The sequence below is a fragment of the Frankia canadensis genome (assembly GCF_900197875.1).
GTDB classification, from domain to species: Bacteria; Actinomycetota; Actinomycetes; order Frankiales; family Frankiaceae; genus Frankia; species Frankia canadensis.
In genome coordinates, this window is sequence record NZ_FZMO01000112.1 from 109906 (window position 1) to 122938 (window position 13033).

11 protein-coding genes are annotated in these 13033 nt (G+C 70.7%); 1 reads left to right on the plus strand and 10 read right to left on the minus strand.

All coding sequences use genetic code 11. The features are described from left to right. Nucleotides 1-45: 45 nt before the first annotated feature. The 6 genes from C1A33_RS11525 to C1A33_RS11550 are packed head-to-tail and all read right to left on the minus strand — an operon-like array spanning nt 46 to nt 6574. Nucleotides 46-1011 carry a hydroxymethylglutaryl-CoA lyase gene (locus tag C1A33_RS11525; protein ID WP_101831498.1) on the minus strand — a complete coding sequence of 322 codons (966 nt, stop codon included), beginning with the start codon at nt 1009-1011 and terminating at the stop codon, nt 46-48. Then, on the minus strand, nt 1008-2246 hold the full coding sequence (locus C1A33_RS11530; protein ID WP_101831550.1) for an acetyl-CoA hydrolase/transferase family protein: 1239 nt from the start codon (nt 2244-2246) through the stop codon (nt 1008-1010). The genes C1A33_RS11525 and C1A33_RS11530 overlap by 4 nt, the downstream gene beginning before the upstream one ends. Continuing rightward, nucleotides 2243-3457 (minus strand): thiolase family protein, encoded by a 1215-nt coding sequence (locus C1A33_RS11535; protein ID WP_101831499.1) that lies wholly within the window; start codon nt 3455-3457, stop codon nt 2243-2245. The genes C1A33_RS11530 and C1A33_RS11535 overlap by 4 nt, the downstream gene beginning before the upstream one ends. Nucleotide 3458: 1 nt before the next feature. Then, nucleotides 3459-4253, minus strand: coding sequence for an SDR family oxidoreductase (locus tag C1A33_RS11540; RefSeq protein ID WP_101831500.1), 795 nt, complete (start codon nt 4251-4253; stop codon nt 3459-3461). Beyond that, nucleotides 4253-5419 (minus strand): acyl-CoA dehydrogenase family protein, encoded by a 1167-nt coding sequence (locus tag C1A33_RS11545; protein WP_101831501.1) that lies wholly within the window; start codon nt 5417-5419, stop codon nt 4253-4255. The genes C1A33_RS11540 and C1A33_RS11545 overlap by 1 nt, the downstream gene beginning before the upstream one ends. 54 nt (nt 5420-5473) lie before the next feature. Next, complete coding sequence (locus C1A33_RS11550) at nt 5474-6574, minus strand: acyl-CoA dehydrogenase family protein (RefSeq protein WP_101831502.1); 1101 nt, start codon at nt 6572-6574, stop codon at nt 5474-5476. 165 nt (nt 6575-6739) lie between these two features. On the opposite strand from C1A33_RS11550, the gene C1A33_RS11555 reads away from it, so the two are divergent. Then, nucleotides 6740-7456 (plus strand): FadR/GntR family transcriptional regulator, encoded by a 717-nt coding sequence (locus C1A33_RS11555; RefSeq protein ID WP_101831503.1) that lies wholly within the window; start codon nt 6740-6742, stop codon nt 7454-7456. 32 nt (nt 7457-7488) lie between these two features. On the opposite strand, the gene C1A33_RS11560 is transcribed toward C1A33_RS11555, so the two are convergent. The 4 genes from C1A33_RS11560 to C1A33_RS11575 form a co-directional block, all read right to left on the minus strand. Beyond that, complete coding sequence (locus tag C1A33_RS11560; protein ID WP_243407442.1) at nt 7489-9468, minus strand: AMP-binding protein; 1980 nt, start codon at nt 9466-9468, stop codon at nt 7489-7491. A 1-nt stretch (nt 9469) separates the two neighbouring features. Continuing rightward, nucleotides 9470-10645 (minus strand): acyl-CoA dehydrogenase family protein, encoded by a 1176-nt coding sequence (locus C1A33_RS11565; RefSeq protein ID WP_101831504.1) that lies wholly within the window; start codon nt 10643-10645, stop codon nt 9470-9472. A gap of 224 nt (nt 10646-10869) precedes the next feature. Next, nucleotides 10870-11655 carry an enoyl-CoA hydratase/isomerase family protein gene (locus tag C1A33_RS11570; protein WP_101831505.1) on the minus strand — a complete coding sequence of 262 codons (786 nt, stop codon included), beginning with the start codon at nt 11653-11655 and terminating at the stop codon, nt 10870-10872. Between the two features lie 128 nt (nt 11656-11783). After that, nucleotides 11784-12764, minus strand: a complete 981-nt coding sequence (locus tag C1A33_RS11575; RefSeq protein ID WP_101831506.1) for a quinone oxidoreductase family protein — start codon at nt 12762-12764, stop codon at nt 11784-11786. Between the last annotated feature and the right edge of the window lie 269 nt (nt 12765-13033).

The window sequence follows — 13033 nt, forward strand, 5'->3', positions numbered from 1 at the left end:
TGGGGAGTGGTGTGGTCGGTGGGCCGTCGGGAGCAGGGGTGACGCTCAGCAGACGACGCGGTGGTCGGCGGGCAGCGCGTGCCACGGGATCGGGCCGGCGACGATCGAGTGACTGGTGAGCCGGCGGCCCAGGGTGGCCTGGGCGTCCCGCGCCGCGTCGACCAGCGCGGGCAGGTCGACGCCGGTCTCCACGCCCATCTCGTGGAACATGCTGACCAGATCCTCGGTGGCGATGTTGCCGGTGGAACCGGCCGGGACCGGGCAGCCGCCGAGCTCGCCGAAGCTGGACTCGAAGCTGCCGCAGCCTGCTTCCAGCGCGGCGTAGGCGTTGGCCAGGCCCTGGCCGCGGGTGTTGTGGAAGTGCGCGGTGACCTCGACACCGGGTAGCCGGTCGAGCGCCGCGGCGAAGAACCGCCCGGCGTAGGCTGGGTTCGCCATCCCGGTCGTGTCGCCGAACCCCACCTCGACCGCGCCGGCCTGCGCGAACTGCTCGGCGAGGTCCAGCACCCGCTCCATCGGGACCGGCCCCTCGTAGGGGCAGCCGAAGGCGGTGGCGATGACGGCGCACAGCCGCAGGCCCTCGGTGCGGATCCGGGCGGCCATCACAGCCACGTCCGCCATCGTCTGCTCGACGGTCCGGTTGATGTTGCGCTGGTTGTGGGTCTGGGAGGCACTGACGAACAGCGCGACGGACTCGAACAGCCCACGGTGGCGCAGAGCGTTGTCGAGCCCGCGGCTGTTCGGGATCAGCACCATGCGCTCCACACCCGCGGGCAGATCGACTCCGCGCAGCACCTCGACCCCGTCGGCGAGCTGTGGGATGATGTCCGGTCGCACGAAGCTGGCGATCTCGATCCGGGCCAGCCCGGCGCGGCCCAGAGCGTTGATCAGTCTGATCTTGTCGGCGGTGGGGACGGTCTCCGGCTCGTTCTGGAAACCGTCGCGCGGGCCGACCTCGCGGATGTGTACCCGGCGCTGCTCGCCCGGGGTGGCGTTCGGGTAGACGGTCATCGGAGATCCTCCTGCTCCGTGAGGCTTCTGTGTAGCGACTCCTGATGCTGGGGCGCGGCGATCCGGATCAGGCGCCGAGCGCGTTCGGTCACCGTCTGCCCGGTCAGGAGGGCGACCCCGTGTTCGGTGACGACCGCGTCCACGTCGACGCGGGCGGTCGTGACCACCCGCCCGTGCAGCACGGGCGTGATCGTCGACTCGCCGCCCGACTCCGAGCGCAGCGCGATCACCGAGCGTGCCCCGGTCAGCGACGCCGCCCGGCTGAAGTCGACCTGGCCCCCGACCGCTCCGATGTGGACGCCGCGGCGGATCTCCGCGCCGACCTGGCCGAGCAGGTCAACCTCGATGGCGGAGTTGACCGAGACCAGCGACCGCAGACGGGAGAGCACCTCCGGGGCGTGGGTGTAGCTGGCCGCCCGGAACTCGACCGGGAAGTCGGCGAGCCGGTCGTAGAGGGACGTCGACCCGAGCGCCGCTCCGGTGACGACCAGACCTCGGTCGATCTCCTTGCGGGCGCCGGTCACCACGCCCTTCTCGACCAGGTCGAGCACGCCGTCCGTGATCATGCCGCTGTGGATGCCCAGGTCGGTGTGGGTGGCGAGGGCTTCGAGCACCGCCGCGGGAAGCGTTCCGACGCCGATCTGCACCGTGTCTGCGTCGCGGATGAGACCGGCGACATGTTCGGCGATGGCCCTGTCGACGGTGTCCGGTTCCCGGGGGACCGCCTCGAGCAGCGGGCGATCCGTCTCGACTGTCGCCGCGAACGCGTCGAGCGCGAGTCTGGGCGCGCCTCGGGTCGCGGGCATCCGGTGATTGATCTCGGCCAGCAGGAGCCGGGCGTGCGGCAGCGCGTCGGCGATGTACTCGACACCGATCCCCAGTGACACCATCCCGTCGGCATCCGGTGCCGAGACCTGCAGCAGGCCGACGTCGCAGGGCAGCATGCGGGTGGCGAACATCCGCGGGAGCGAGGAGTAGTGGCACGGCACGACATCGAGGCGACCGTGGCGGCTCAGGGACCGAAGCTCACCGAGCCCGCCGTAGGACAGGACTGTCAGCTCGTCTGGCAGCTCCCGGGTCAACCGCCCGTTCCAGGTCAGGCCGCAGAAGGCCCGCACGGGACCGATCGAGGCGATCTGGTCGAGCAGCGCGTCGACCAGCACCGATGGCTCCGCGCCCGCCTGTCCCCACCAGACGCCGTCGTCAGGCCGCAGGTATGACGTGAAGTCGATCATCCCGCGACCCGCTGGATCAGCGTCGCGGTGCCCAGGCCGCCGCCGCAGCACATCGTGACCAGCCCCAGCTCGACGTCGCGCCGCTCCATCTCGGCGAGCAGCGTGGCGAACAGGCGCGCTCCGGTCGCGCCGACCGGATGGCCGAGCGCGATCGCCCCGCCATTGACGTTGACCCGGTCCATGTCCGGCCGCAGCTCGGCTTCCCAGGCCAGCACCACAGAGCTGAAAGCCTCGTTGATCTCGATCAGGTCGATGTCGTCGATGGTCAGGCCGTTGCGTTCGAGCAGTTTGCGGGTGGCGGGGATCGGCCCGGTGAGCATGATGACCGGGTCGACGCCGACGGTCGTCTGATCAAGGACGCGGGCGCGAGGGGCCAGACCGTGCTCGGTGGCCGCGCGGGGCGACGCCAGCAGCACGCCGGCAGCCCCGTCGCAGATCGGTGACGATGACCCGGCGGTCACCCGGCCCTGCGCCGGGGGCCGGAAGACCGGCTTCAGGCCGGCCAGGATCTCGGTCGTCGTGCCGGGCCGGATCGTCTGGTCGCTCGCCCGGCGGGTGCCGTCCAGGTCGAGCGGAATCATCTCTCGCTCGAAGTGCCCGGCCTCGACCGCGGTGGCCGCCAGCGCGTGCGAGCGTGCCGCGAACTCGTCCATCTCGGCCCGCGAGATGCTCCAGCGGTCGGCGATCAGCTCGGCGCTCTCACCCTGCGGCACGAAGTCGTAGCGGTCGCGCAGCGCGGGCGGCCACGGGTCGCCGTAGAGCTCGGAGATCCGGGCGGGCGAGTCCATCGGAACGTGGTGCATGTGCTCGACCCCGCCGGCGAGGACGATGTCGTGCGTGCCGGACGAGACGAGGGCGGCGGCCATCTCCACCGCGGTCTGCGCGCTGCCGCAGCGCCGGTCGAGCACGGTGGCGGGCACCCGCGGCGGGTAGCCGGCCTGCAGCCAGGCGTTGCGGGCGATGTTGCGTGACTGTTCCCCGAAGGGGGCCGTGCAGCCGACCACGAGGTCCTCGACCACGTCCGGGGCGAGCCCGGCGGCGGTGAGCAGGGACGAGTAGACCGTGCCGAGCATCTCGTTCGGGTGGACGTCGCGGTACCAGCCGCGCTTGGGGTGGGAGCGGCCGATCGGTGTACGCAGTGCCTCGACGATCAGCGCGTCCCGCCCGGTCGAGGCGAAGGGGGAGTCGCCGTGCGCGCGAGAGGTCGGCATCTCACATCACCGTCCCGCCGTCGACGGCGAGCACCTGACCGGTGATGTAGGAGGCCGCGTCGGAGGCGAAGAACACGAAGCTGGCGGCGATTTCCGCGGGCTCGGCCCAGCGTCCGAGGGGCACCCGGGCCAGCGTGAGCGCGGCGAGCTTCTCGTTGCCCCGGATGTTCGCTGTCATCGAGGTCGCCGCGAGCGGCGCGAGCGCGTTCACGGTGATACGCCGCCGGGCGAGCTCACGGGCGAGTGACTTGGTGACTCCCAGGACACCGGCCTTGGCGGCACTGTAGTTGACCTGTCCGATCGTGCCGACCAGGCCGGCGGCGGAGGTGACGTTGATGATCCGCCCGGTCCCGTCATCGGGCAGGAACGGCAGCGCGGCCTGGCTGACCGTGAAGGTCCCGCCCAGGTGGATGGCGACCACCCGCTCGAACTGGCCGGGCTCCATCTTGTCGAACATCGCCGGCGCGATGGCGCCCGCGTTGTTCACGACGATGTTGAGGGTGCCGCCGCCGAGGTCGGCGGCCTGTTCGGCCGCGGCCCGGGCCGCGTCGGCGTCACGGACGTCGAGCACGGCCGACCCGGCACGGCCGCCAGCGGTGACGATGCCGGCCGCGACGGCCGCCGCGGCGTCCTTGTCGACATCGGTTACCAGTACCGCCGAGCCGGCCCGCGCGAACGCGTGGGCGACGGCGGCACCGATGCCGTTGCCCGCGCCGGTGACGAGGGCTGACCGGCCCGCCAGGGAGAACGATGACGTCGATGGCCCCGGTGTCGGTGTGGGGCTGGCGGCCGGCATCAGTAGCTCCTCGGCAGTCCGAGGACGTGGGAGCCCAGGAAGTTGAGGACCATCTCCTGGCTGAGCGGTGCGATGCGCAGCAGCCGGGCCTCGCGGAAGTACCGGGAGACGTGGTACTCCTCGGCGTAGCCCATGCCTCCGTGTGTCTGCAACGCGCGGTCGGCGGCGTGGAAGCCGGCATCGGCGCACAGGTACTTGGCCGTGTTCGCCTCGCGGCCGCACGGCTTGCCGTTGTCGTAGAGCCAGGTCGCCTTGCGCAGGACCAGCTCGGCGGCGTCCAGTTGGGCCAGGGAGTCCGCCAGGGGGAACTGCAGACCCTGGTTCATCCCGATGGGCCGGCCGAAGACCTCACGCTCGTTGGCGTAGCGCACCGCGCGTCGAAGCGCGGCGCGGCCGAGGCCGAGAGCCTCCGCGGCGATCAGCATCCGTTCGGGATTGAGTCCGTCGAGCAGGTAGGTGAAGCCCTTGCCCTCCTCACCGACGCGATGCTCTGCCGGCACTCGCAGATCGTCGATGAACAGCTCGTTCGAGCTGACCGCGTTGCGGCCCATCTTCCTGATGGGGCGGATGTCGACGTGATCCCGGTCGAGATCGGTGAGGAACAGGGTCATGCCGTCGGTCTTGCGGGCCGAGTCCTCGAACCGGGTGGTGCGGGTGAGCAGCAGGACCTTCTCGGACTCAAGTGCCTTCGAGATCCAGACCTTGCGGCCGTTGATGACGTAGTCGGAGCCGTCGCGCCGGGCGAAGGTCGTGATCCGGGTGGTGTCGAGGCCCGCGCCCGGTTCGGTGACGCCGAAGCAGACATGCAGGTCGCCGTTGACGATGCGGGGAAGGGTCTCCTGCTTGAGCTCCTCGGAGCCATGCACGACGACCGGGTGCATGCCGAAGATCGACAGATGCATCGAGCTCGCCGCGTTCATACCGCCGCCGGAAGCGGAGACCTCCTCCAGCAGCAGCGACGCCTCCGTGATGCCGAAGCCGTGCCCGCCGTGTTCCTCCGGGATCGTGATCCCGAGCCAGCCGCCGTCGGCGAACGCCCGGTAGAAGTCGGTCGGGAAGTCGTGCTCTTCGTCCCGCTTCATCCAGTACTCGTCGTCGAACTTCGCCGCGAGCTCGGCCACCGCCCTGCGGATCGTCGCCTGCTCGTCGGTGAGATCGAAGTCCATGCCGGCCTCCCTTCACTATTTGGCATAACCATATCTATGGACTGACCAAAAGTGCTACCGATCGGGGAGCAGGTACGTCGCGAGGACCTCGTTCCAGGCCGTCGGGCTGCCGTACAGGAACTCGTCGAGCTTCGCCCGCTTGTAGAACAGATGCAGGTCGTGTTCCCACGTGTAGCCGATCGCGCCGTGCATCGTGAGAGCCGAGTCCGCCGCGCGGGCCCCCTCCGCTGTGACCTGCGCCTTGGCCGCCGCCGCGTGGGCGAGTGCCCACGGGTCGCCGCCCTGGACGGACGCGGCGGCGAAGTAGACCACGGAGCGGGCCGCCTCGCTGCCCACCAGGATCGTCGCGGCGGCGTGCTTGACGGCCTGGAAGGATCCGATCGGGACGCCGAACTGGTGGCGCTGCAGGCTGTACTCGACCGCCATGTCGAGCATCCGTTCGCTGGTACCGAGCGAATCGGCCGCGACCAGTACCGCGGCTCGCGCGGCGGCGTCCGCGAGCAGTTCCTCAGGTCTGGTGCCCCCCTGGTCGCGCACGTCGGCGGGATCGGCCAGCGGTGTGCAGGGCGCGCAGTCGAAGGCCACGTCGGCCACAGACCGGGAGCGGTCCAGCAGGCTGCGCGGTGTGATCCGGACCCCCGGCCCGGCTGGGTCCACCAGGAACAGGGCCAGGCCCTCGTCGGCGGCCACAGGGACCACCAGGGCGCCGACCTCGCCGGCGGCGAGCACCCGAGGAACAGCGCCGCTGACGCGACCCTGCGCGTCAGCGGTCAGGGCCGGGGCTTCGGAGACGATCGACTCGGCGTTGACCGCGAGTGTCGCGCCGGTGCCGTGGACCGCGCCTTCGAGGACCTCAGGCCGCGCTGCGAGCACCGGGAGGATGACCATGGTGGCGAGCCACGCCGCCGAAGGGACCGCGTGGCGTGCCAGCTCCTCGGCGGTCAGCGCGAGTTCCACCATTCCGCCGCCCTGGCCACCCACATCCTCCGGGACACCCACGCCCGACCAGCCGTCCGCGCGCAACCGCGTGGTGAACGTCGCTGGATCGCCGGCATCCAGCCAGGAGCGGGCGACGTCGGGTGGCGCGACGTCGCCGAGCCAGTCGCGCAGCGCCTTCCGATACGCGGTCTGCTCCTCCGACAAGCTCCACTGCATGGACAACCTCTCGTTGTGTCTCGACTCGATGTGCTCGACGGCGGTCGGGCCGCCGGTGGAACGGCTGCTAAATTAGGTACGACCAAAAACCTGGAGCTTGGGGGCGTGATGGCTGCTGCGGGCCGACCGAGTCCGCGGGATCGTCACGCGGTTCGCCTGGGGCCTATGCAGGTCCCCAAGGCCTCCGATGTCCTCGCCGAGGAGCTGCGGGAGCGGATCCTGCGGGGCGAGTTCCGCGAGGGCACCGTGTTGCCGCCGGAGCGTGAACTCGTCGTGCAGACCCAGATGAGCCGGACCACTGTTCGCGAGGCACTTCGCATTCTTGAGGTGCAGGGGCTGATCAGGATCAAGACCGGCCGCTCGGGTGGTGCCTACGTCCAGGTGCCGGGCGAGGAGTCGGTGGCCAGTTCCGTCAACCTGATGATCCGTGGTCGTCGGATCCGCCTGGCGGCGCTTCTCGAGACGCGGGAGGCGATTGAGCCCGCCTGCGCTCGCCTGGCGGCCAAATACCGCACGGACAGCGATCTCGTCGCGCTCGAGACGGCAAACGTCGCGATCTCCGTGGAAAGTGGTTCGCTTGCCGATTTCCTGCAGGCGAACGTCGACTGGCATGTTGCGGTCGCGACCGCCAGCCACAACGAGTTGCTCACCGGGTTCATGTCCGCGCTCTCGCGGGCCATCTACGCGAGTACCGACAACCAGGGTTTCATCGACGCCGAGGTCCGAAGCCTGACGCTCCGGGCGCACCAGAGGATCACCGAGGCCATCCGGGCGCGTGACGCTGACGGAGCCGTGCGCCGCATGAGCCGGCACGTGCACGCCTACGCCGAGGCGGTTCTCAAGATCGACGAGCGTACCGCCATCGAGGTACCCGAGGGCTGATCCGCCGGGCCCACCGCTCCCGGGGGCCCGGCTCACCGAAGATCCCTGACCTGGGCCCGGATGGCCTCGACGGCCTCCGGGTTCTCGGCACCTGACAGGTCACCGGCGTCGGTGCCCAGCACGGCGGCACGCACCGCCCGGCGCAGGATCTTGGCCGACCGGGTCTTGGGCAGAGCCTCCACCCGCACGACCTGGGAAGGGGCGAAGGGCTTGCCGACCTGGGAAGCGACCCGCTCACGCAGCCGGCGGGCGACTCGCTCGCCAGTAGGGCAGCTGCCTTCGCTGTAGTTGGGGTGAGCGACCCAGAATGCCCAGACGGCCTCGTTCTTCGTCGGGTCGGGGATGCCGACGACCGCGCTTTCGGCCACCGCCGGGTCCGCTGCGAGCACCGCCTCGATCTCCGCTGGCGCGACACGTTTGCCAGCGACGTTCATGACGTCGTCGGAGCGGCCGAGGAGATACCAGTCTCCGTGTTCGTCCACCAGGGCGAAATCGCCCTGTCGCCACATATCCGGGAAGGTCGACCAGTACGTCTCCAGATAGCGTCGGTCGTCCCGCCATACTCCCTGGGTCATGGCGGGCCAGGGTTGGCGGCACACCAGTTCACCGATGGCTCCCCGCAGCGGATGCCCGTTGTCGTCGACAACGTCGACATCCATCCCGAGTGCCGGCCCGCCAAGCGAGCAGCTGGCGATGTCCTCGACGGGGTAAGGGGACAGGAACGATCCGCCGACCTCGGTGCCGCCGGAGAAGTTCACGACCGGCACCCGCTCGGTGAACACGTCGCGGGCCAGCCACTCGTAGGACTCCGGGTCCCATGGTTCCCCCGTCGATCCCAGGACTCGGACTGACGAGAGATCCTGCGTCGGCAGGCCCTCCGCGGCCGTCCGCAACGTGCGGACCAGGGTCGGGGACACCCCCAGGGTCGTCACTGCGTGGCGTTCCACCAGCCGCCACAACCGGGTGCTGTCCGGCATGTCCGGGGAGCCCTCGTAGAGGACAAGGCTTCCTCCGCAGGCATGGGTGCCCAGAACGGTCAGCGGCCCCATGATCCAGCCCATGTCGGTGATCCAGCACAGCGAGCGCCCGGGGCCGATCTCGAAGCCGTAGGCGAGCTCGCTGGCGACCTTCGTCAGGAAGCCGGCATGGGTGTGCACGGCGCCCTTCGGCCGCCCGGTCGTCCCGGATGTGTAGCCCAGAAGCAGCACATCCGAGGCCGACGTGGGCGCTGTCACCGGGTTGGGTGGCTCCTCCAGCAGGCTTCCCCAGGACACGGTCTGCGGATCGCCGCCCTCCTCGGCCGAACGTCCGAGGCTCGTATCGACGGTGGTCTCGCCAAGGTTCGCCACGACAACGACCAGTTGCACGGTCGGGCATTGCGCGATCGCCTCGTCGAGCCGCGGGCGCATCGGGACCGTTCGACCACGGCGCACGGTGCCGTCCGCGGTGATGACCGCCTTCACGTCCGCGTCGCGAAGCCGGGCCGCGATGGCTCCGGGAGCGAAGCCGGAGAACAGCGGCACCGCGATGGCTCCAATGCTCGCCACCGCGTAGAGCGCCACGACCGCCTCGGGGATCATCGGCAGGTAGAGAGCAACGGTGTCACCGGGGCCGATCCGGTGCCGGCGCAGCCCGCCGCGTATCCGGGCGACCTGTTCCGAGAGCTCGGCGTACGACAGCTCCCGCACCGTGCCGGCCTCGGTCTCGTGGACGACCGCCGGCGCGTCGGGACTCTGTTCGGCCCAGCGGACCAGGCACGTGTCCACCACGTTCAGTTCCCCACCCGCGAACCACCTGGGAAACTGCGGTCCACCGCTCGCGTCCAGCACCGTGTGATAAGGGCGGCGGAACCGGATAGCCAGGTCGGCCACGACCGCGTCCCAGAAGGCACCGACGTCGGCGACCGACACGGCTCGCAGGGCGTCGGCGTCGGCCACCCCGAAACGGCGCATCAGCCGGGCCACGTTCGCGTTCTCCCGGTACTCCTGGTTCGGGTGCCAGATATAGGTCACGTCAGCTCCGAGGCAGTCCGAGCATGCGCTCGGCGACGATGTTGCGCTGGATGAAGGTGGAACCCCCGGCGATAGCGGTGCCGCGAGCCTGGTACGCCAGACGCAACCAGCGGTCGGCGGCAGCGCCGCCGTCCGCCGGCCCGAACTGGTCGCCGAGAGGCTCGAGCGAGAGCCGGAAGTCGGCGAGGTCCTCGACCAGCGGGCAGAAGTACAGCTTGCCGATCGAGGTGACCGGGCCCGGCGGCTCACCGGCGGCGGCGGCGGAGATGACCCGCTGACCGATGGCACGGTGTACGAGCGCTCGGCCCCAGAGGTCCGCGACCCGCTGGCGGATCAGGGGGTCGGTGGCGAGCGGGGTCCCGTGGGCCGTGGCACGCGCGCGGACGACGGCGATGATCTCCTCGACCGCCCTGGTGGTGTTCACCCGGCCGGTCGCGATCGCCACCCGCTCGAAGGCCAGCGTTCCCATCGCGACCTTCCAACCTCCGTCGACCTCGCCGACCACCGCGTCGTCGGGCACGAAGACCTCGTCGAGGAAGACCTCGTTGAACTCGGCCTCGCCCAGCATGTGCGCCAGTGGACGCACGGTGATGCCGGGGGAGTCCATCGGCAGGAGGAAGTAGGTGATGCCGCGGTGGCGCTCGCCGCCTCCGGTGCGGGCGAGCAGGATGGCATGCGCGGCGAGCTGTGCTCGACTGGTCCAGATCTTCTGGCCGCTGATGCGCCAGCCTCCGTCGACCTTGGTCGCGCGGGTGCGTAACGAGGCCAGATCGGAGCCGGCCTCGGGCTCGGAGAAGAGCTGACACCAGATGTGCTCGCCGGTCAGGATCGGCCGGAGCAGGCGCCGCTTCTGGTTGGCGGTGCCGAAGTGGGCGATGGTCGGCCCGGCGAAGTCCTCTCCGATGATGTTCAGCCGCTCGGGGGCTCCCGCCCTGTCGCATTCCGCTGTGAAGATCGCCTGCGTCCGCTCGTCCAGCCCTCGGCCGCCGAACTCGACCGGCCAGGTGATCCCGGCGTAGCCCGCGGCGGACACCGCGGCCTGCCACTGACGCCAGAAGGGCGCCTTGTCCACCAGGTCCGCCGGTTCGGGCCAGGGCAGTTTCGGTAGTTCCCGCTCGAGCCACGCGCTCACTTCGGCGCGGAAGCGGGCCTCGTCCGGTGCGTCGGCGAGATCCATGGACACCACCTCCAAGGGTGCTTCGTTTCGCCGAAACGGTACTATAGGTCAGGCCAAATAGGCAGGTTGTCGGGACCGCCACGTGACGCTCCGGTCGACCACGCCGTGCTCGGATCGCCTGGTATCCCGCTCCTGGAGCAGAGGGGTGACCCGCAGTGGCGAACGAGGGGTCTGGGTCTCGCGCAACCGGGGCGGGACCGGCCCCGCCCCGCACGATCCAGTGGCTAGCGCCCCGACCAGCGTGGTTCTCGCTTCTCCCGGAACGCGGCCACACCCTCCTTGATGTCCTGGGTGGTGAAGGCGAGCGCGAGCTGGCCCTGGAGGTGAGCCAGCGCGGCGTCGAGCGGCTGGTCCCGGGTCGCGTCGATGGCGTCCTTGCCCATCCGCATGAGCAGCGGCGAACGGGAGGCGACCAGCCCCGCCCAGCGGTCGACCTCGGCATCGAACCGTTCGCCGGGCACCACCACGTTGACCACCTGGAGCTGGGCGGCCTCGTCGGCGGAGATCAGCCTGCCTGTCATCATGAGCTCGTTCGCCTTCGCCCGCGGCACGCTCCGGTAGATGAGCGCCGAGATCATGAAGGGGAAGACGCCGACATTGATCTCGGGGCAGCCGAATCTCACGCCGTCACGGGCGATGATCAGGTCGCATGCCAGGGCGAGACCGAAGGCACCCGCGAGGACGTCGCCACCGGCCGCGCAGATGCTTGGCTTGCCCAGCCCCCCGAGTAGCCGGTAGACCCGCGGGAACCGGTCCAGGCCGGAGTACTTCTCGATCGTCGGCGTGTCGCTGGCGAACGCCTTGAGGTCGCCACCGCTGGAGAAGACCCGGCCGTCGCTGGACGCCAGGACCACCACCCGCACCGAGTCGTCCGCCCGAACCCGCTCGAGGTGCTCGATCAGCTCATCGAGCAACCGGTCGCTGAGGGCGTTGCGGGTCGCGGGATCGTCGAGGGTGATGGTGGCGACGCCTCGGGGGTCGAGGTCGTAGCGGACGACGGAGGAGGGCATGGTCTTCCTCTGGGCTCGGGGCGCGCGCGGCCCGCGGCGCGCGGCGCGCAGACGCATCGCGGTAGCGGGAACGCGTGCCGGGCTGGATGCGAATGCCGCACCACGGTCCGCGCGGCGGGACCGGGTGATCAGTCGTGAGTCAGAACGATCTTTCCGAAGGCGGCGCCGGCCTCAAGGCGCTCGTGCGCGAGCGCCGCCTCCGCCAGCGGGAACGTGCGGTCGATGACCGGCGGCGCGACCTTGTGGTCGTCGAGAAAACGCAGGAGCCCGGCCATGTCGCGCAGGCTGCCCATCGTCGTGCCGATGAGTTCGTACTGCCCGAAGTAGAAGGGGCGGATCGGCAGGCTCGCCCGCTGTGCGGCGTTGGCGCCGAGCACCACGCACCGCCCCCCGGGCGCAAGGCAGCGCACCGACTCCTCCCACCGCCCGACGCTGTCGAGCACGAGGTCGAAGCCCGCGCCGCCGGGGGTCAACGCGCGTGCCGCCTCGACCCAGTCGGCCGCGCTGTGGTCCACACCGTCGGTCGCGCCCAGGTCCCGCGCGGCGTCGATCTTGTGCCTGGCCCCCGAGGTGACGATCACGCGTGCGCCGGTGGCAGTGGCCAGTGAGACGGCCGTCGTCGCGACCCCCCCACTGGCCCCGAGCACGAGCAGTGACTCCCCGGAGCGGAGGCGGCCCCGGCTGAACAGCGCCCGGAACGTCGTCACCCCGACCAGGGGCAGGGCGGCGGCCTCGGCCAGGCTCAGGCCACGCGGCCGGGGGACGGCGCACTCGGCGGGCACGCTCACCAGTTCGGCGTAGGTGCCGGGATGATGGTCGCCCAGGATCTCCCAGCCCGTACCTGGTGCGGCGTCGCCGCCGCCCCAGAACAGCGAGGGCAGCACGACGACCGCCTCGTTGGTGTCCACGCGCACCCCCGCCCCGTCCGCACCGGGAACGTGGGGGAGCGGCGACCGGTAGCGGCCCTGGCGCACCAGGACGTCATGCCAGTTGAGGGCGCTCGCCGCCAGTCGCACGGTGACCCAGCCGGCGCGCTCTGGTGGCGAGGGCACGTCCGCGGGCTGTAGTACCGGCGGCGAGCCATAGGACGTCATGACGACCGCGCGCACCGCTGCTCCTTGTCGATGAGGTGGCTTCCTGGCCCTGCTCTGTATCGGTCATACCATTGACGTTCAGTATAGTTTGAGCGCGGTCGGGCTGTGTCGAATCCGCCGGGTGTCGCGAGCCCGGTGCCGGCCTGTCGCCCGGCCTGACCTGGTGGATGGGCGGGTAGGCCCGCCGCGCGGGACGGCGCCGCGGCGCCGCGGGTCGGATCGCTGAGGGCGGTGGCTCGCTCGCGGACGGACAGGGGCGGTCGCCGCGCAAGGGGTAGAAAAGC

Excerpts from the sequence above, each read along its gene's own strand:
- C1A33_RS11525 (WP_101831498.1), bottom strand. The coding sequence starts at position 1,011 with ATGACCGTCTACCCGAACGCCACCCCGGGCGAGCAGCGCCGGGTACAC.
- C1A33_RS11530 (WP_101831550.1), bottom strand. The coding sequence starts at position 2,246 with ATGATCGACTTCACGTCATACCTGCGGCCTGACGACGGCGTCTGGTGG.
- C1A33_RS11535 (WP_101831499.1), bottom strand. The coding sequence starts at position 3,457 with ATGCCGACCTCTCGCGCGCACGGCGACTCCCCCTTCGCCTCGACCGGG.
- C1A33_RS11540 (WP_101831500.1), bottom strand. The coding sequence starts at position 4,253 with ATGCCGGCCGCCAGCCCCACACCGACACCGGGGCCATCGACGTCATCG.
- C1A33_RS11545 (WP_101831501.1), bottom strand. The coding sequence starts at position 5,419 with ATGGACTTCGATCTCACCGACGAGCAGGCGACGATCCGCAGGGCGGTG.
- C1A33_RS11550 (WP_101831502.1), bottom strand. The coding sequence starts at position 6,574 with ATGCAGTGGAGCTTGTCGGAGGAGCAGACCGCGTATCGGAAGGCGCTG.
- C1A33_RS11555 (WP_101831503.1), top strand. The coding sequence starts at position 6,740 with ATGCAGGTCCCCAAGGCCTCCGATGTCCTCGCCGAGGAGCTGCGGGAG.
- C1A33_RS11565 (WP_101831504.1), bottom strand. The coding sequence starts at position 10,645 with ATGGATCTCGCCGACGCACCGGACGAGGCCCGCTTCCGCGCCGAAGTG.
- C1A33_RS11570 (WP_101831505.1), bottom strand. The coding sequence starts at position 11,655 with ATGCCCTCCTCCGTCGTCCGCTACGACCTCGACCCCCGAGGCGTCGCC.